This is a genomic window from Pradoshia sp. Z3_51 (genome assembly GCF_058215915.1).
Genome location: NZ_JBZAJC010000007.1, coordinates 26402 through 46180, shown reverse-complemented (window position 1 = coordinate 46180; position 19779 = coordinate 26402). Strand labels below are relative to the sequence as shown.

At 38.2% G+C, this 19779-nt stretch carries 17 protein-coding genes, 1 pseudogene and 1 riboswitch; of the genes and pseudogenes, 7 read left to right on the top strand and 11 right to left on the bottom strand.

Translation table 11 applies throughout. The features are described from left to right. Positions 1-113: 113 nt before the first annotated feature. Both AC4BHA_RS13725 and AC4BHA_RS13720 read right to left on the bottom strand, forming a co-directional pair. A complete protein-coding gene (locus AC4BHA_RS13725) occupies positions 114-1460 on the bottom strand; it encodes an amino acid permease (RefSeq protein WP_490558802.1) in 1347 nt (448 codons plus the stop codon). Between the two features lie 172 nt (positions 1461-1632). Next, positions 1633-1710: riboswitch (glycine riboswitch) on the bottom strand. Positions 1711-2196: 486 nt separating this feature from the next. After that, complete coding sequence (locus tag AC4BHA_RS13720) at positions 2197-3108, bottom strand: DMT family transporter (protein WP_140462165.1); 912 nt, start codon at positions 3106-3108, stop codon at positions 2197-2199. A gap of 345 nt (positions 3109-3453) precedes the next feature. On the opposite strand from AC4BHA_RS13720, the gene AC4BHA_RS13715 reads away from it, so the two are divergent. From AC4BHA_RS13715 to AC4BHA_RS13705, 3 genes are all read left to right on the top strand, one after another. After that, positions 3454-5238 (top strand): LytS/YhcK type 5TM receptor domain-containing protein, encoded by a 1785-nt coding sequence (locus AC4BHA_RS13715; RefSeq protein WP_490558801.1) that lies wholly within the window; start codon positions 3454-3456, stop codon positions 5236-5238. Next, positions 5213-5947 (top strand): LytR/AlgR family response regulator transcription factor, encoded by a 735-nt coding sequence (locus AC4BHA_RS13710; RefSeq protein WP_139892711.1) that lies wholly within the window; start codon positions 5213-5215, stop codon positions 5945-5947. The genes AC4BHA_RS13715 and AC4BHA_RS13710 overlap by 26 nt, the downstream gene beginning before the upstream one ends. 138 nt (positions 5948-6085) lie before the next feature. Continuing rightward, positions 6086-7903 (top strand): carbon starvation CstA family protein, encoded by a 1818-nt coding sequence (locus AC4BHA_RS13705; protein ID WP_490558800.1) that lies wholly within the window; start codon positions 6086-6088, stop codon positions 7901-7903. A 66-nt stretch (positions 7904-7969) separates the two neighbouring features. On the opposite strand, the gene AC4BHA_RS13700 is transcribed toward AC4BHA_RS13705, so the two are convergent. Then, a complete protein-coding gene (locus AC4BHA_RS13700) occupies positions 7970-8245 on the bottom strand; it encodes a CC/Se motif family (seleno)protein (protein ID WP_140462166.1) in 276 nt (91 codons plus the stop codon). Positions 8246-8371: 126 nt separating this feature from the next. Here AC4BHA_RS13700 and AC4BHA_RS13695 point away from each other — a divergent pair, with 126 nt between their 5' ends. Continuing rightward, positions 8372-9313: a TRM11 family SAM-dependent methyltransferase gene (locus AC4BHA_RS13695; protein ID WP_139892708.1), complete on the top strand. Its 942-nt coding sequence runs from the start codon at positions 8372-8374 to the stop codon at positions 9311-9313. Positions 9314-9371: 58 nt separating this feature from the next. Here the strand turns inward: AC4BHA_RS13695 and AC4BHA_RS13690 are convergent, their stop codons facing one another. The 7 genes from AC4BHA_RS13690 to qoxA all read right to left on the bottom strand — a co-directional run bounded on the left by AC4BHA_RS13690 (position 9372) and on the right by qoxA (position 16029). Then, on the bottom strand, positions 9372-10805 hold the full coding sequence (locus AC4BHA_RS13690) for a DHA2 family efflux MFS transporter permease subunit (RefSeq protein WP_490558799.1): 1434 nt from the start codon (positions 10803-10805) through the stop codon (positions 9372-9374). A gap of 79 nt (positions 10806-10884) precedes the next feature. After that, on the bottom strand, positions 10885-11442 hold the full coding sequence (locus AC4BHA_RS13685) for a TetR/AcrR family transcriptional regulator (protein ID WP_490553196.1): 558 nt from the start codon (positions 11440-11442) through the stop codon (positions 10885-10887). A 240-nt stretch (positions 11443-11682) separates the two neighbouring features. Continuing rightward, positions 11683-11991: a hypothetical protein gene (locus AC4BHA_RS13680; RefSeq protein WP_066108154.1), complete on the bottom strand. Its 309-nt coding sequence runs from the start codon at positions 11989-11991 to the stop codon at positions 11683-11685. A gap of 249 nt (positions 11992-12240) precedes the next feature. Then, entirely contained in the window at positions 12241-12522 is a 282-nt protein-coding gene (qoxD, locus tag AC4BHA_RS13675; protein WP_066108151.1) for a cytochrome aa3 quinol oxidase subunit IV, read from the bottom strand. Between the two features lies 1 nt (position 12523). Beyond that, positions 12524-13120, bottom strand: a complete 597-nt coding sequence (gene qoxC / locus AC4BHA_RS13670; protein ID WP_139892705.1) for a cytochrome aa3 quinol oxidase subunit III — start codon at positions 13118-13120, stop codon at positions 12524-12526. Next, a complete protein-coding gene (gene qoxB / locus AC4BHA_RS13665) occupies positions 13117-15063 on the bottom strand; it encodes a cytochrome aa3 quinol oxidase subunit I (RefSeq protein ID WP_490558798.1) in 1947 nt (648 codons plus the stop codon). The genes qoxC and qoxB overlap by 4 nt, the downstream gene beginning before the upstream one ends. A 33-nt stretch (positions 15064-15096) precedes the next feature. Beyond that, a complete protein-coding gene (gene qoxA / locus AC4BHA_RS13660) occupies positions 15097-16029 on the bottom strand; it encodes a cytochrome aa3 quinol oxidase subunit II (RefSeq protein ID WP_139892704.1) in 933 nt (310 codons plus the stop codon). Between the two features lie 407 nt (positions 16030-16436). Here qoxA and AC4BHA_RS13655 point away from each other — a divergent pair, with 407 nt between their 5' ends. Next, the gene (locus AC4BHA_RS13655) at positions 16437-17027 is read left to right on the top strand and encodes a methyltransferase domain-containing protein (RefSeq protein ID WP_139892703.1); all 591 of its coding nucleotides are present in this window, start codon (positions 16437-16439) and stop codon (positions 17025-17027) included. A gap of 132 nt (positions 17028-17159) precedes the next feature. Here AC4BHA_RS13655 and AC4BHA_RS13650 read toward each other — a convergent pair whose 3' ends face one another. Then, complete coding sequence (locus tag AC4BHA_RS13650; protein ID WP_139892702.1) at positions 17160-18062, bottom strand: cation diffusion facilitator family transporter; 903 nt, start codon at positions 18060-18062, stop codon at positions 17160-17162. A gap of 438 nt (positions 18063-18500) precedes the next feature. On the opposite strand from AC4BHA_RS13650, the gene AC4BHA_RS13645 reads away from it, so the two are divergent. Further along, entirely contained in the window at positions 18501-18956 is a 456-nt protein-coding gene (locus AC4BHA_RS13645; RefSeq protein WP_066108129.1) for a nucleoside deaminase, read from the top strand. A gap of 85 nt (positions 18957-19041) precedes the next feature. After that, a pseudogene (locus tag AC4BHA_RS13640) lies at positions 19042-19692 on the top strand (nitroreductase family protein). Positions 19693-19779 lie beyond the last annotated feature (87 nt).

The window sequence follows — 19779 nt, the reverse complement described above, 5'->3', positions numbered from 1 at the left end:
AATAACCTTAAGTAATAAACCTCAAGCAGAATACTATAGAAAAAAATGCACTCCAATTGTTAAGTGTAATCTAACAACTGGAGTGCATTATTATTTTTGCTTTTGCTCTATTATCATAATCTCTTCTTTTTATGATAGTTATATAAAATGAACAATAAGACAAACCATAATGGTGTAAGCAGCATTGCTAAGCGTGTTTCCGCAGCAATGAGCATTACAATCAGTATGAAAGCAAACATACCTAGGATTACATAATTTATAGCTGGTGTTAATGGAGCTTTGAATGTAGATTTAGCTCTTAAATCAGGTCTTGTTTTTACATATTTGATATGCGAGATTAAAATAATGCTCCATACCCAAATGAAACAGATGGCGCTGATTGTTGTGACGATTGTAAAGGCCTGCTCTGGTATCAGCTTGCTAAGCAGTGCACCGACAGAAACTACAATAGTAGAAGTTAATAATGCATTGCTCGGTACATGGTGTTTATTTAATTTGCCAAGTTTTTTTGGTGCTTCATTATGATTGCTTAAGTTGTACATTATCCGGCTGGTTGAGAATAAACCGCTGTTTGCAGCAGAGGCTGCCGATGTTAATACAACAAAGTTGATAATACCTGCCGCCATTGGAATCCCGATTAAGGCGAAGACACCTACAAATGGGCTGCTTGTCGCACTTAATTGATCCCAAGGATTGATGCATAAAATAACAAATAAGGCACCTACATAAAACAGTAAAATCCGTACCGGTATTTTGTTGATAGCAGATGGAATGTTTTTTCGTGGATTAGCTGTTTCAGCAGCAGATACACCAATAAGTTCAACTCCGACGAAGGAGAAGACAACCATTTGCAGTGATAGTAAGAACCCTGATATTCCATTCGGGAACATGCCGCCATGATTCCAAAGGTTAGAAACAGAAACAGTTCCGCTATCTGTTTCAAATCCAATCACAAGCAGTACGATTCCTACGACAATAAGTGCAACAATGGTAACGACTTTAATAATCGCAAACCAGAATTCCAACTCACCAAACAGTTTGACGGTTAATAGATTTAATCCTAATAGAATTACTAAACAGATAATGGCAGGCACCCATTGTGGGACATCAAACCAGTATTGTGTATATAAACCAACAGCGATAATATCGGCCATGGCTGTCATAATCCAGCAGAACCAATACGTCCAGCCTGTCACAAATCCAGCCCATGGACCCAAATATTCAGCTGCGAAATCGATAAATGATGTATGATTTGTATTCGATAAAAGTAATTCACCCAATGCTCTCATAACAAAAAATAGAGCTATTCCGATAATAAGATAAGAAAATAGGATGGATGGACCGGCTAAATGAATGGATTTTCCGGAGCCTAAAAATAAGCCGGTTCCAATTGTGCCCCCAATTGCAATTAATTGTATATGACGATTTTTTAAATCCCTTTTTAACTCTTGCTTAGCCAAGTTGCATGCCCCCGTTTAATCTTAGATGTCTAAAACAGGCACCTAGTAAAATAGATATTTATCATTTTTCTCGCTTTATTTAGATACTATGTCTCACCTCACTATTGATATTTGACAATAAAAAAAGAGATTGGTTGTCTCCAATCTCTAAAAGGGCAAGAATAACAAAAATCGTTACCATTCTGTCCTTTTGCCTGAGATTGTGAATCCTTCGGCGCTGTATAAATACAGTCTCTCCAGAAGCTGCTCCCGCCATAGTTTTATCCACAGCGATCAAAGCGTGCTATATTAAATTATCAATTATTAGATTATGTTAACTTATTAACATAATTCTGAAAAAATATTATGAAAAAAATGCTATCACTAAATTATTATGTTGTCAAACTAAGTACATGTAATTAAATGATTTGTTGAAGCATATGGAAGAGCCCAAGATTTACTTGAAATATATATAATCCATATGCTTTTGAACAATCAATTAATGATACTAAACAAGCTTCAGTTCTGATAAACCATACTATAAGTATTAAATAGTAAAGAAAGGTACTAGGTATCTCTCTTTTTTTGTTTTTTCCTTTAGAAATATAAGCATGGCAATGAGGTTAAGGGGAAGGCCAGAATCGAGAGCTCTCTTTTTCATGTTTATCTTAGCAGTAGCACAATTCATTCTGAAAAAAAGACCAAATCCATAAGGGATTTGGTCTTTAATCTACATTATTAAAAGGCAAATTCAAATTTAGAGTTCATCCGCTATCCCCAGCAGGATAATACCGAAGATAACAACTGCGATGATCATGTATTGTTTTTTAGTCAGCTTCTCTTTTAGGAAGATTCGTGACAGGATAATTGAAAAGATACTGTAAGAAGCAATCAATGGTGCTGCGATAATTGCATAGCCTGATGCCATGGCAAATACGTAGAAAAATTGACCAATCGTTTCCAAAATAGCTGCTATCCCTTTATCGCGCTCTTTAAATACATGGAAGGATTCCTTCTTTATAAAGCGAAGATAGATAAAACATACGGCAGCGCATAGGAAAAAGGTATATTCATACGCAAGTAAAGCTGAATTTTCGCTGATTAGATTCAATTCATCCAGATAGATGGCATCCGCAAATGTAGCAAGTCCATCAATAATGCAATATAAAATTGGGAAGATAATAGCCAAGAAACCAATTTGGTATTTTTTATCGATATGCTCGGAATTCAGTCGACGAACTTCATCTTCTGCTCTTTTTTCCAGAACGGCAATTCCCACAATCCCAAGAGTGATAATGATAATCCCAAGTACTTCAATGATACTTAGCTCATGAGTGAAAAAGATGAAGAGCAGAATGCTTGTTACGACACCTGAGGAATTCTGTATTGGTGAGGCGATAGACAATTCAATATAGCGCAAACCAATATACCCAAATGCCATGGAAAGGATGTATAAAGAAGATACTGGTAAATAATGAATCATCTCCATTGGATTGAACTGTATATCTTTTATAATCATATAGGCTGTTGCATGAATTCCCATGACAAGACCAACCATGATGATAATTTTAATATGGCTGTACTTGTCGTTGCTGTCTGATCCCTTTTTATAAAATAGGTCAGCACCACCCCATGCTAAAGCTGTTAGTAGTGAAAAAATAAACCACATAACGATTCTCCTTGTTGAAGTTTAATAAGCTTTCTGAACCCCGTATAACAAGACATACAGAATCGTTTACTCAAGTGAGAAGACGTTACTGCTGCTATTGCAAAACGGAGAGCAGAGCTGTGAATAAAAATGAATTTTAATAGAGTCACAGAGTCAAGAATATAATTTCATTGTAAACTGTGTCAAGGGATTTAAAGGATGAAACTATAATAGAAGTGTGCATTTAATATAACAATAGTAATGAAAGGGCTATCTTTTTGTTTTTCTTAATTTTTCAAATATAATAAAGGGAGAATTAACAATTATAGAAGAGGATGGAAAGTTCGCTAACCAGGGGAGATGGCTATGTTAGATTTAGTCCCAATTATGCTTGAAAAGGTAGGCATTATTGTCATTGTAGCCTTTTTAATTTCTAAAATGAATTCCTTTCGCCAAATCATTCACCCAGACCATAATCTAAATGAGCAGTTGAAATTATTTCTATTATTCGGCATGTTTGGGGTTATTAGTAATTATACTGGAATAGAAGTTTATCATTCTATGGTTGAAGAGAATAGATGGCTTTCAGCTATTGGAGAAGATAGTGCCATTGCTAATACAAGAGTGATGGGTGTTGTGATAGGCGGATTATTGGGAGGTCCCGTTGTTGGAGGAGGAGCTGGTCTGATAGCCGGTATACACCGTTATACATTGGGAGGGTTTACAGCCTTTTCCTGCGCCCTTTCTACCATCCTGGCCGGAATATTGGCAGGGTATATAGGCAACAGAAGAAAAAGGAGCGGGGGTCAGATAACTCCTTTGTTTGCTGCAGGAATTGGGATGTCCCTCGAAGCTTTGCAAATGGTGATTATCCTTGCGACTGCCAAACCTCTTGAGCATACATGGAGCCTCGTGCAGTTTATCGGTTTACCAATGATCACCATGAATGGATTCGGAACACTATTATTTATGCTGATCGTTCAGTCTATAAAACGTGATGGGGAGATAGCGCGTGCGAATCAAACCAATCAGGCATTTTTAATTGCGGACCAGACTCTTCCGCATTTTCGACAGGGCTTAAACACCCAATCATGCAAAGAAATATCAAAAATTATGCTTAATTTAACCGATGCAGATGCTGTCTCTATCACGGATGAACATTTGGTTCTTGCACATTTGGGGGCAGCCTCCGATCATCATAAACCTGGCGTGAAGCCGAGTACTGGGCTGACTAAAAAAGTACTTGAATCAGGATATGTTTCAATAGCCAAATCGAAGGAGGAAATCGAGTGCAGGCATAAGGACTGTCCGCTCGTAGCTGCCATCGTCCTCCCTTTAAAAGTGAAGGGGGAAATCTCTGGAACTTTAAAATTGTATTATACAAAGCCGGATAAATTAGACAGAGTTCAGCAGCAGTTAGCAGAGGGGCTGGCTAATTTATTTTCAACTCAGCTTGAGCTGGCAGAAGCGGAACGGCAGGCGAGGCTTTTAAAGGATGCTGAGATTAAAGCCCTGCAGGCTCAGATTCATCCACACTTCTTATTTAATAGTTTAAATACGATATCTGCCTTATGCCGGACTGATCCTGATAAAGCTCGTAAACTACTATTGGAATTAAGTTTATTTTTTCGAGGCAATTTACAGGGAGCCAGACAGTTGCTGATCCCGTTAGAAAAAGAGCTGGAAAATGTAAAAGCCTATTTATCTTTAGAGCAAACACGTTTTCCTCATAAATATGAAGTTAATTTTGATATAGAGAATGGATTAGAAAATGTATTGATTCCCCCATTTTTATTGCAGCCTTTGGTAGAGAATGCGATTCATTATGCATTTCCACAAAGAAAACAGTTTGGGAAAATTAATATACAAGTGTGCTCAAATGGCAATTATATGAGAATGATTGTTGCGGATAATGGACAGGGGATTGTGGAAGAAAGATTGAAAAGTCTGAGCAAGCAGGTTGTACCGTCAGCCGGTGGAAACGGTACAGCCATTTTTAATATTAGTGAACGCTTAAAAGGTATTTATAATAACCAAGCCCATTTTAAGGTTGATAGCAAAGTGGGTGAGGGCACCACTGTTAATATCTTAATCCCGCTGGAAAGTAAAGGAGGTGACGAGCAGGATGCTGCGAGCCTATGTAGTGGATGATGAACCATTAGCCAGGGACGAATTAAAATATTTACTAGCAAGAAGCAGAGAAGTGGAGGTCTTGGGTGAAAGTGATTGTATAGAAGATGCATTACATGATATTCCACTGTTAAAGCCGGATATTGTCTTCTTAGATATTGAATTAGCGGGAGAGAACGGATTACATTTAGCCGCTAAACTAGAAGGACTGAACCCGGTTCCAGCTATCGTTTTTGCGACTGCCTATGACGAGTATGCTCTTCAGGCTTTTGACGTAAATGCGGTAGATTATCTTTTGAAACCCTTCAGTGAAGAACGTATTCATAAGATGCTGGACAAAGTTAAAAAGCTTCATTTACACACAAAGGAGCCTGGAAAAGTAGATACCAGTAATCTTCAATGTAAGGGAAAAATAGCTGTTATGACAGAAGAAAAAATTATATTGCTTACATGCAATGATATCGTATTCCTAGAATCATACGAAGGAAAGTGTAAAATCCGGGCTGTTAATCATCTTTATAAAGTAAGTGAGGCACTGATTGGATTGGAAAAAAAATTGCCCCGGACACAGTTCTTTCGGGTACATCGGAGCTATCTTGTGAATATCGATCATATCGTGGAGATATTACCATGGTTTAATTCAACCTATAACTTACGTATGTCGGATGGTTCCGAGGTTCCAGTCAGTCGAACCTATGTAAAGGAACTGAAACAATTACTAGGATTATAGGATTGATTTGCTATTCATTAGTTGTAAGTTGTAATTCATCCCATTTATTTTGCGGTTCATTTTGAAAATGAGGTGTAAGTGTTTTCATTTGATACTATGATAGTATAATACGTATGCAAAAAAAGGGGGAACACTAAAATGAATGCGATTACAATTGTTATCGGCTCGATTTGTATCCTTTTAATAGCCTATCGTTTGTATGGGACATTTATGGCGGCAAAGGTGTTGAAATTATCTAATGATAAACCAACACCAGCTGAAAAGCTTGAGGATGGTCAGGACTATGTGCCAACAAATAAATGGGTGGTATTTGGACACCATTTTGCAGCCATTGCTGCTGCAGGCCCATTGGTTGGTCCGATTTTGGCAGCTCAGTTTGGTTATTTACCCGGACTGATTTGGCTATTGGTTGGGGCAGTAATTGGAGGAGCAGTTCATGATACAGTTGTGCTCTTTGCCTCTATGCGCCGCGATGGTAAATCATTATCCGAGGTAGCAAAAGAAGAACTTGGGCCTGTAGCGGGATTCTGTACTGGATTGGCCATGCTATTCATTATCACAATTACGATGGCAGGTTTGTCATTGGTTGTACTTGGAGCACTTGAAAGAAACCCATGGGGTACATTTGCGGTAGGGATTACAATTCCGATTGCGATGTTAGTGGGAATCTATCATAAAAAGACAGGGAATTTAAAAGTCCCGACGACCGTTGGATTTATCTTAATTATGCTAGCAATTTTCTTTGGTCCACAAATTCAGGGAACATGGTTAGGCAATTTCTTAACGCTTGAAAAGAGCACTCTTGCTATTATTTTACCAGTATATGCCTTTTTCGCTGCTGCACTTCCTGTTTGGTTATTGCTTGCACCACGTGATTATTTAAGTACATTCATGAAAATAGGAGTTTTCGCAGCACTTATTATTGGTGTATTTATCGTTAACCCTTCAGTTGAGTTTCCTGCTATTATTCCAGATTTCATTAACGGTGGAGGACCAATTGTGGCCGGCCCAGTATGGCCGTTTATTTCAATCACAATTGCCTGTGGTGCCATTTCAGGTTTCCATGCTTTTGTTGGTTCAGGTACGACTCCGAAAATGGTCAGCCGTTGGAGCGATATTAAAGGCATAGCCTTTGGTGCGATGTTAGTAGAATGTTTAGTGGCTATTATGGCATTGATTGCTGCAGTTGCTCTTCAGCCTGGTGATTATTTTGCGATAAACTCATCACCTGAGGTCTATTCAACATTAGGAATGGAAACAGTCCATTTAGATAGATTGGAAGAAGCAGTAGATATGGACCTTGAAGGAAGAACAGGTGGAGCCGTAACACTTGCTGTTGGTATGACGGAAATCTTCACCAGTGTACCATTCTTCCAACACTTAGCTTCCTATTTCTATCAATTCGTAATTCTGTTTGAGGCGGTATTTATTTTAACAGCGATTGATTCAGGAACCAGGGTTGCCAGATATCTCATCCAGGACTTCTTCGGAGACTTTATTAAACCTTTGAAACGAACAGATTCTCTTGGGGCTAACATTTTTGCCAGTGCATTAGCCTGCTTTATTTGGGGATATCTATTATTCTCTGGAGATATCAGTTCCGTCTGGGCACTGTTTGGAGTATCCAACCAGTTGATGGCGTCAATCGGATTGATTGTCGGAGCTACAGTTGTTTTGAAAATTGCAGAGAAACGCTGGTATATGCTGACATGCTTAGTCCCATTGGCGTATCTATATGTTACGGTTAATGTGGGTGGATTCTGGATGATTAAGAATGTCTATTTGAATCCGGATGCAGGTGGATATAATGTATTGAACGGTGTTCTATCCATTATCATGCTTGCGTTAGGTGTAGTGATTATGGTGGCTTCCATCATGAAATGGATTAATCTATCCAAAATACCACAAGCAGAATTGGTTAAACAGTCAGAGGAAGAATTGATGAAAACGATGTGAAAAATTAGCAGGTAAAGGGTCCGAATAAATGGTCTCTTTACCTGTTTTTTTATGTTTAAAAGCGAATTATTGAAGCTTAACGGAGAGGGATTTTAGGAAAGGAATGCCCGATAATGTAAGAATCAGTTTTTCCTTTTTTCGTACATTTTTATGAATATAAAATAATACTTGATCGGATGTAATTTGATAATAATGATTCAGAGTTTTAGGTTTACCAGGCAATGCTACAAGTTCTTGAACACCGGGTCCGCAGCAGGCTTTAACATCCAACGTTTTAATGGTTACTTGATCTCCTTTTGATGAAATCCACTTTTTTGATTCTTCGTCCATTTCAATAATCATTTTTGGTGCCTCCTTCAAGTGAGGTATATTCTTAACTATAATGGATGGGATTTTAGTTTCCTATAAAAATGCATTATAATAGAGTGATATAAGCTTTTTATAGATTGTTGAAGAGAATACAACAGAATGGGATTGGTGGAGCCAATTTTTATATACACATATGCATGCAGTTCAGAGGAAGAACCTTTATGCAAAATGGAATTCAGGGCGTTGTTTGATATGAATCCTGATGATTTTGTTTTTAAAAGTACAAGAAAAGTCGATCCAAGCCGAAGTCCCTTTATTAGGGAAAGAATAGAAGTACTGACCGAAGGGGATAGTTTGGAGGCCCTTTATCACAAGGCAGACAAACTTTCCTTCCCGGATCAGACATTCAAAACAATCTTTGTGAAAACGAATGATCTAGAGGATAAAGTTAGCTTTAGTCAACGAAGAAAGATTGAACGGGAAATCGGATTAAAAATCCAGGGTGAAGCTGATTTGGAGAAGCCGGATATCGTTCTTGGCATCATTACTTGCGGCGGTAAATGGTATGTAGGTATTTATGAAAAAAATGAAGCGATCTGGTTGCATCATCAGAAGAAACCACGAGAGTATTCGACAGCTCTCAGTACTAGAATGGCAAGAGCAGTTGCTAATATCGCGGTTCCCAACCCTGTTGGTGTGAAAGCGATTGACCCATGCTGTGGAATTGGGAATGTATTGGTAGAAGCCTTGTCGATGGGGATTACGATATGTGGACGTGATATCAAGCCATTGCCAGCTATTGGCGCCAGAGAAAATGTAGCTCATTTTGGATATAGCTGTGATATTGCAATAGGGGCAATTGAGGAAGTTACCGACTATTACGATGCAGCTATTATTGATTTACCCTATAATTTATGCCATACAGCGAGCCCGGAGGAACAATTATCCATTTTAACGCATGCCAATCGCATTGCAGACAGAATTGTTGTTGTTACCGGGGAACGAATTGATGACATGATTAAGGAAGCTGGCTTAACTATACAGGATCGATGTCAAGCGAAGAAGATTGGGTTTACAAGAGAGATTTTGTTATGTAATTAGATTAATAAATAAAAAAGAGGGTGGCACCGATTTTGCCACCCTCTTATTCTATATACTTTTAAACATCTACACGCTTAATGAAGAAAGAGACTACCAGTCCGATTATGGAGGCAATTAACGCAAATAGAAAGGCGTTTTGGACACCGGCTGTCAAAGCTTCAGAGGCAGCAAGCGGATTATTGGGATCAGCCGTAGCCAAATAGCTTGCCTGGCCAGCTGACATGATGCTAACAGCAACTGCTGTCCCAATCGCCCCTGCTATTTGCTGAAGTGTATTCATGACAGCAGCTCCATCAGGGTAATACTGTCTTGGCAACTGGTTTAACCCATTTGTTTGCGAAGGCATCATAATCATGGCAACCCCAATCAACATGCATGTGTGCAAGATGATAACCGTTAATTGGGTAGTTTCGGTTGTTATATTAGTAAATAAGTAGGTAAATATTGTTGTTAATACAAAACCGGGAATAACCAAGTATTTTGGCCCGAAGGTATCAAATAATTTCCCCGTAATTGGTGACATAATTCCATTCACAATACCGCCAGGCAATAAGACAAGGCCGGCTGCAAAAGCTGACAATAACATTCCGCCCTTTAAGTACATAGGCAAAAGAATGGATGAGGATAAGATGATCATCATACCCAGGAATACCATTAAAAGTCCAATAGAGAACATAGGGAACTTAAATACGCGTAAATTAAGCATTGGCTGTTCCATTTTAAACTGGCGGAAAGAGAATAGGATAAGGCTGAGTGCCCCAACAATAATCGGTAAAAGAACAGCTGGGTCGCTCCATGAGCTAGCACCCTCCCCGGCACTGCTGAAACCAAAGACGATTCCTCCAAAACCAATGGATGAAAGAATAATAGACAGAATATCTATTTTTGGTTTTGTGATGGTTGATACATTTTGCATATAGATGAGACCATATACGAATGTAAAAATAAGCAAAGGTAAGCATAGCCAGAAAATCGATTGCCAGCCCAGACTGTCTACGATTAATCCTGATAGGGTTGGACCGACAGCAGGTGCAAACATAATGACAAGCCCCATCATCCCCATAATTGTTCCGCGTCTATGAGGTGGGTATATAACCATAATAACATTTGTCATTAACGGTAGTAATAGACCTGTTCCTATAGCCTGAATGACACGTGCTAATAGAAGAATGGCAAAGTTAGGTGCCATAGCTCCTACTAAGGTCCCTACGATTGAAAAAATGAGGGAGGCACTAAATAGTTGCTTGGTAGTAAACCATTGGAGCAGTAATGCAGTTACAGGCACAAGAATCCCAAGTACAAGTAAATATCCTGTTGTTAACCACTGAACGACATGGGGACCAATGTGAAAGTCATCCATAATGTTTGTAAAAGCCATATTTAAGGCAGTTTCACTGAAGAGTCCAATAAAAGCACCAATCATAATAGCAATCACGATTGGAAGTGGCTTAATCTGCTTATTTTCTAAATTTGTAGCATGATTATTACTCAAATAATATTCCCCTTTCATTATGTATAATTACTAGACCAGTCTATATAATACGCTGATAAGGATATACATTTATGTTTGCTTATTTCTTTAATATATCGGGCAGACATTTAGAGATGTTTAGTAAAGGCTGTCCATTTAAATTGGTTAGCGAACGGGTGATGGCTCCTTCGATCATTGAATTAACCAATAGACTTAAACGGTGCGCTTTTTCTGGTTCAAAGCCATCTTGAAGCATTTTATCATAATAAAGTGTTTCCCAGCCTTCAAATGCTGCCTTGCACGCTTTGCGTAAAGGTTCGCTCATTAAGGAAGTTTCCGCTGCCAATAATCCAATTGGTAAACCTTCAAAAAGGTCATTTTTATTGAAATGTTGAGCGATTTTTTCAATATGATATTGGAATGCCTCTAAGGCATGATCATACTGATTCATGGCCAGCTTAATATCATTTTCAATTTGAACGGCCATTTTATTGACTGCTTCTACGGCCAGTTGTTCTTTACCATCAGGGAAGTGATAATATAAAGACCCTTTAGGGGCACCGCTTTCCTTCAGAATTTGATTTAAGCCTGTTGCATGATATCCCTGTATGTTGAAAAGGCGAGTAGCAGCCTCTAAAATTTTTTGACGCGAGTCCATTTTTGCACTCACATGAAATCCCTCTTTTCAAGTATAATGACTGGTCTATATAAATGAGTGACTGTTTCATTCTATAAGATGGCTGTATTTTATGTCAATCATTCGTTGCAGGTATATTTTTTCGAGAGTAGATAGATTAGAAAGGGTGGTTGAGGTTATAAATTGGTTCTTCCAATGAAAAGAGATGAGTAGATGGGGTTGTAATAGAAATGGTCCCTTAAGGCTAAGGGACCAATAACTTTAAGCAGCTAATAGCTGTTTCTTGATTAATATTTCTCGATCGGCAGCATAAACAGGGCGATAGCCGTTTGTAATTAGGTTTTTAATATAGATTTTATTATAGATAAAGGCGAAAACGCCGCTTGTTAGCAATGCGCCTAATCCAAATAGAAAAAGATTGATTGTGATGGATATACCAAGCATAATAATCGCCCATTTATAGTCTTTGCGAAATAAAGCAGGGAATATTCCAAAAAAGAGAGTAGTCCAACTGAAGCCAAGCTTGACCTCTTTTATAATGCCATCCTTGTTTATTAGAGATATTTTCATACAATCACTCCTGGTTCATATAGTTCCATCATAAAAGAATTTTTAAAATGAATACATGGTAGTTTATAGAAGCATGTGTATGGTATGCAGGTAATTTGAGTAATAGAGAAATATCTATTATATAGGATTAAGGGACGAACAGAATGAGGGGAATGGTAGGCATAGGAGCTCTTACTTTGGCAAACTCATAATAAGAAAAACGGACAGCGACTAGAACTCGCTGTCCGTTTCGTATAGCTGTATCGATTTTTACCAATCCCAAAGCAAGACGAACATGGAACCGAAGATGGTAACTAGGGCTACAAATAATGCATAAAGGATATTGGTATAGAGTGTTCTTCTTTCCTTGGATTCATTAATATGCATGAACAGGAATATCTGCAAACTTGCTTGTAAGCCAGCTGTGATAAGCAAAATAGCCATTTTAAATCCAAATGATATCTCCAGGAAAAGAACTAATAATGCTGCCACTGTTAGAGCGATGGATGATAAAAATCCTATGATATGCTCTTTAGGGAATAACTTAGCCATTTTACATCAGTCCTTTCAGGTAGACGAAGCTGAAGATGAAAATCCAAACAACGTCCAGGAAGTGCCAGTACAGTGAAAAAATAAATGCTTTATTGGCAGTAAGGTGATTAATTCCGCGTCTGCTCACTTGAATCAGAATAGCGATTCCCCATAGAATTCCTCCGGTTACGTGGGCTCCGTGTGTTCCAAGCAATGTAAGTAATGCAGAAGTGAAGCCGCTTGTTTGGATGGAAGCTCCTTCGTGTACATAATGGAAGAACTCATAAATTTCAATGCCTAGGAAGGCTAATCCAAGGATAAGCGTAATCGAGAACATAACCATCATTGCTTTTTTCATGCCCATCCGCATAGCGTGAATCGCGATCCCAATCGTAAAACTACTTGCCAAAAGAATAAAGGTTTCAGCTAAAACCCCACCAAGAGCGAAGATATCGCTCCCGGAAGGCCCATCACCTGTACGATTTTCCAGTACAAAGTAGACAGTAAACAGTGTAGCGAATAATACGATCTCTGCTCCAAGGAAAATCCAGAAGCCCAGTATCTTAAGCTGATTTTGTTCAGTACTATATTCCAATGGTTGAGAGGCATCTAATTTCATTCTGTTTCACCTCGCAATTTTCTTTCTTCTTCTTCAATTTCTTTCACAGATATATGGAACCCATGATCATCATTGAAGGAACGTACAAACATCAAATAGATAATTGGAACCGCAGCGATAATGGCTGGAATCCACATACTAAATACCATAAAGAATCCCCAGAAGAAGAAGGCCACTGCCATTAGAAACGGTTTAAAGTCACTGCTAGGCATGTGTATTTCTTCGATTTTTCGTGTGAACAGATTATGTGTACCTTTTTTGTGATCCCACCAGGAATCTACAGAATCCACTTCAGGAGTAATGGCAAAGTTATAGGCTGGAACAGGTGTTTTCGTTGCCCATTCCAATGTACGGCCACCCCATGGATCTGAGTCTCCTTTTAGTCTTGGAGCATAACGGAAGCTCCAGTAGAAGCTATAAACGAGAACGATGAATCCAATTGCTAAACCTACAGCACCTAATGATGCGATAAGGTTCAATGGTCCATACCCAGTTTCTTCAGAGTACGTATACATTCTTCGGTTCATCCCTTTAAGTCCCAATGCGAATAGAGGCAGGAATGTGACATTGAATGAAATAGAAATAATCCAGAATGCGATTTTTCCTAATTTCTCGTCTAATTTGAATCCAAAGATTTTAGGGAACCAGAAATACATACCCGCCAGTACCCCAAACACTGTACCCGGTATTAAAACATAGTGGAAATGGGCTACCAAGAACATTGTATTATGATATTGATAATCCGCACTTGCCATCGCTAGCATAACCCCTGTGACTCCACCAAAGGTGAAGATTGGTATGAATGCCAGGGCATACAGCATTGGCGTGGTAATTTCAATTTTTCCTTTATACATCGTAAGGAGCCAGTTAAATATCTTAACTCCTGTAGGTACAGCGATTAACATCGTAGTAATCGAGAAGAAGCTGTTTGCCATGGCACCTTGACCCATCGTATAGAAATGGTGAACCCATACAGTAAAGGATAGGGCAGAGATGGCAAGCATACTGAACACCATTGATTTGTATCCATACAGATTTTTTCTCGCGAATGTTGAAATAACCTCACTGAATATACCAAAGGCAGGAAGAATAACGATATATACTTCAGGATGGCCCCATACCCAGAACAGGTTAGCCCAAAGCATATCCATTCCGCCATCTTGCATAGTGAAAAATTGTGTACCAAACAAACGGTCAAACATCATTAAGGCAAGAGCTACTGTTAAAACAGGGAAAGCAAAAACGATAATGATGCTAGTGATTAAAATAGACCATGTGAACATTGGCATTTTCCATAGAGTCATACCAGGTGCTCTCATTTTTAAAATGGTAACGATAAAATTAACACCCGTTAGCAGCGTCCCAATACCGGCAATCTGAATCGCAATACTGTAGTAGTTATTCCCCACAGTAGGGCTGAATTCTATACCTGCAAGCGGGAAGTAGGCTGACCATCCGGCATCCGGTGATCCACCAATAACGAACGAGATATTAAATAGCATTGCTCCGGCAAAGAATAACCAGAAGCTGATAGCATTTAAATAAGGGAAAGCAACGTCACGCGCCCCAATTTGAAGAGGCACAACAATATTCATTAATCCAATGATAAATGGCATTGCCATAAATAAAATCATAACCACGCCATGCGTTGTAAAGATTTCGTTATAATGCTGTGCATCAAGCAGTCCGTTTTCAGGCTTAGCTAACTGTCCACGCATTAATAAACCATCAACACCGCCGCGGAATAACATAACTAAAGCACAGAGAATATACATGACCCCAATACGTTTATGATCAACAGTGGTAAGCCATTCATCTTTAAGCCAGCGCCATTTCTTAAAATAAGTCAGGCCGGTAACGATAGCCAGCGATACAGCGACAATACTTACCATTGCGCCATAGATTAACGGGCCACCATGTACTATAAATTTATCCCAATCCAAGGTTGTAACTCCTTTCTTATGAAAGCTTTAATTTTAATGATTTGAATGATCTTCGTGCTCGGAATTACCTTTTTCTGTATCTTCATCAAACGTGTTGTCTGCTTCATCGCTCTCGTTTGATGAAGATGGTTCAGAACCATGATGATGTCCTTCCGGTGGAGGGCTGAAATCCAAGTGAGTAGAAGAATATGATTGTCTGCCGACGTGTGCTGTATCAAGCAGTTTTTCAAATTTTTCTTCTGTTAACTTATCTTCATTTGCTTTTACATCACTAACCCATTCTTCGAAATCATCTGGAGTCATAGACAGTGCTTCAAAATCCATATGGGCGTAGCCTTCACCACTGAAGTTTGCATTTCTTCCCATCATGGAAGCTGGTGTTTCAGCTACAAAATTTAATTTTGTTACCATGTCACTCATGGCGTATTTTTGACCACCGAGCTGTGGAATCCAGAAGCTTGTAATTGGTCCATAAGAATATAGACGGAATTCTACTACTCTATTAGTTGGAATGTTTACATAGTTAACCGTTTCAATACCTTGCTCTGGATAACTGAAATGCCATTTCCAGTTTGAAGAAGCTGCGTAGATAACCAATGGTTTTTGATCTTCATAGCCTTTTGGCTTTCCTTCTACTTCAAATGTAGTTTTAACTGTGACTACAGCTAAAACGGCTACAATAATAATTGGTATGACTGTCCATGTTATTTCAAGCGCCTTGCTGCCTTCCATATGTGGAGGCTCGTAATCTTTTGGAGCTTTGGATGCTCGGTATTTATATAAAATAACGATAAAAAGTACATATACTACAAGCACAACAGCTGCCATTAAAGCCATTGAGAAAAGAATGGCATTGGATTGTGTTTTTGCGACAGGACCATTTGTGTCGAATACAACCCAGTCACATCCCGCTAACATAAGAATAGACGCCATCATGGAACTCAAAAGTGCCCATTTTTTATTCATATTTTTCCCCTTCCTAATGTAATAAGTAAATTCAAGCTATGTAAGGGAAATTCAGTAAATCTGCACACCTTGATAGTTATAATTTCCCTTTCTTGCTGCTATTTAGGTATAATTCTTCCTTTTTCCATAGCCCCTGATTTTCAATATAATAACTGAATTTCAAAATTACAAATATATGAAACTAAAAGAAGACATGGAAATCTTCAATTTTGACAAAGTTGTGAACAAATTAACAATTAATTATATTCTTAGAATTTATTGTAAAATTGTCACTTTAAAGTAGCATTTTTATGTGAATACTAGGATGTGAAATCTGAAAACGCCTATTATATAGAAAAAGGGTTTCGATCAGTATCAAAAAGGCTTAAACTTATGAGTAATCTAGATAAGTGAAACGGAGTTATACAATGAACGAAAAAGATTATGATGAGTTATTACATATAAAAACAGTCGGTAATCAAACTGGATTTTATAATTCTATGCATTATCACCGATATGAGCCGACTCCGTATTGGATTTTAGAAAAGTTATTGGATGAGTATGACCTTAATAGGGATGATCATATGGTCGATTTTGGATGCGGAAAGGGGAGACTAAATTTCTTTCTTCATTACAAGACAGGGGCGTTTGTAAGTGGGGTAGAAATGAATGAACAATTTATTAATGAAGCTGAGGAAAATCTCAAGAACTATAATTACAAGGGGAAAGACCGAATTCAATTTCACTGTTGTCTGGCAGAGGAGTTTCAAATTCAACCAACTTATAATAGGTTTTATTTCTTTAATCCTTTTACGATACAAATATTCCGCCAGGTTCTAACGAACATTCTGTTGTCCGTTGAAGAAACATATCGCGAGGTACACCTAATATTATATTATCCATCTGAGGATTATATATATTTTCTTGAAAATCAATCTGTGTTTGAACTACACAAAGAGATTGTTCTAAATGAAACGAATCCGTTTGAGAGAATACTGATCTACCGGCTAGCTTATTAAATTGAAAAAGGCGTTCCCATTGGAATGCCTTTTTTCGTATAAAATATCAGAAGGTTTATGGAGTAGTGGTAGATTCAGTAATATAAACAACCAATTTGTAGCTCTTTAGGGCAAACAGCCGGATACCTATCATTAATTTGGGCCTGGCCTTTTTTCTGTTTTTTCTTCATATGGTTCCACATGAACATGGACACGATAGACTCCATGATCCTTCATTAAATCCTTTTCTACAAGAGTAGCAATATCATGGGCTTCTTTAATATTTAACGTGTTGTCTACCAAAATAATGATATCAATGACTTCATTATTTCCGTAATTTCGTCCCATAATTTTTTTAATTCCTTTAACCCCTTCTATTTGGTCAATGGAATTTTGATAGATTTTAATCTTAGACTCATCAAAGCCATCTGATAAGTAATGGGATGCTTCTCTAAAAATATCCCAGGCTGTTTTGCAAATCAATAACCCTACGAGTATGGCAGTAATTGTATCGAGGAAAGGCATATTTAGCTGGGAGCCGAATATGCCAATTGCTGCTCCAATACTGACATACGCATCAGAAATATTGTCTTTGGCAGCAGCTTTTACGGAATGGCTGTTGATTCTTTTGGCTAGCTTTATATTATAGCGATAGACGAAGTACATGACGAGGGCGGAAAAAATCGCCGTGTATGCTGCCGTTATATCAGGTATATTTTTTTCCCTGCTTAAAATGGATTGGAATCCATCCGTTAGAACTTGGATACCTACTGTCATCATGATAAAAGAAGATAGGAGAGAGGCAATCGATTCACTTTTCCAGTGCCCATATGCATGATCGCTATCGGGAGGCCGCTGAGAAACTTTTAAACCAATTAATACAGCTACTGAGGCAATGATGTCAGTTATATTGTTCAGCCCATCTGCACGTAATGCTTCAGACTCACTTATATATCCAACAATCAGCTTTAATATGGAAAGAAATAAGTATGCAACAATACTTAGGATTGCTCCGCGTTCACCTAATTTAAGGTCCCTGTATTTTTGTTTCTCCAAAAAGGTCACCTCATGTTTTTTATTGAATTCATCATTACTTATTAGTATAGAATAAAATCCATAAAAAAGAGCATTCCAATTAATTAATCATTTGGAATACTCTTGTTTTTATATTCCCGATTAATTCATTTTCAAATATTTAATGAATGATGTGAGGGCCATCCCTGCGTTTGATAATGAATGGTTGCCAGTTGATGAGAACTGACTATACGCGCATGGATCAGATAGTAAATGGATGAGGAAAAGATTAAAAATCGTTATTTGGAAGTGTTTTATCTATTTGAACAAAAATGGCGTGATAAAGCAATTGATGATTATGAGTAAGGTCTAACGGGAATATTGACTAACCGTCAAGTAATACAATAGATTTGAATTATGAGTCTACACCGAAGATACAGCATCCTATTGATAAATCAAATATCGGGGGTATTAAGGCGTATGAATCCATTTATGAAAGCCGCTGTTGAAGAAGCATATGAAGGAATTAAACAAGGGCATGGCGGACCTTTCGGAGCTGTCATTGTCAAGGATGGTAAAATCATTGGAAAGGGCCATAATATGGTGGTTAAGGAGCTTGATCCAACCATGCATGGAGAAATAGTTGCGATTAAGGAAGCATGCCTTCATGAAAATCATTATGACCTATCCGGAGCAGAGCTTTATACAACGGCTGAGCCTTGTCCTATGTGCTTAGGGGCCATCCTTTGGGCAGGTATCACGACTGTTTATTATGGATGTGATCGATTGGATACAGATAAAATAGGGTTTAGAGATGATGTCTTTTATAAAATGATTGATGGGAAGCGTTCATATGATTTACAGCGAGTTGATCATGAAGAATGTAAGGGATTATTCAAGGCCTATCAAGCAATCGAGAATAGAGTTATATATTAATAGTGATTCGGAAACTGAATAAATTTTTTAATCAAGACCTGATGTAATACCGTCCAGTCCAATCTAATCATAAAGGAGAATAAACATGTCCAATAGTTCTCATGTTATCCCAACTAATGATTTCAGAAAAATCTTAATGGGACGCCGTTCCATAAAAAGTTACGATCCTATGGTTAAAATCAGTCATAAAGAGATGACAGCAATATTCAGTGAAGCAACCAGCGCACCATCTTCAACGAATCTACAGCCTTGATTTTTTCTTGTTATAGAAAGCGATGAGGCAAAAGCAAAATTGATGGATATTGCCTCACCGACCAATCATAAAAAAATTGATACATCAGCGGTGACGATTGCAATTTTTGGCGACTTGCACAATACATTAAAAGCTGATGAGATTTATAGCGCAAATGTAGAGCTTGGGTATATGCCTGCTGAATATAAAGAACGCCAGCTTGAAGGTGTTTTAGGATGGATTGCTTCACTAACTGAACAGGATCGCAGAGATATCGTCATGACCGACTGCGGCCATGTAGCTATGCAATTGATGCTTGTGGCTCGTGCTCACGGATATGATACCAATCCTATTGCGGGATTCGATAAAACCCGTATTAATGATGTGTTTGGATTGGATCAAGAACGACATGCTCCGGTCATGATTATGACCATGGGTAAGGCGGCTGATAATGGATTCCCGACTATGCGTCTTGCAGTAGACAAAGTTGTCGAATGGAAATAAAGAGGTCACAAATGAATGTGATATGGTAGGGGCAGGTAACAACCTGCTCCTTTTCAATTGACTATGATAAAGGGATTTTCTGCGACA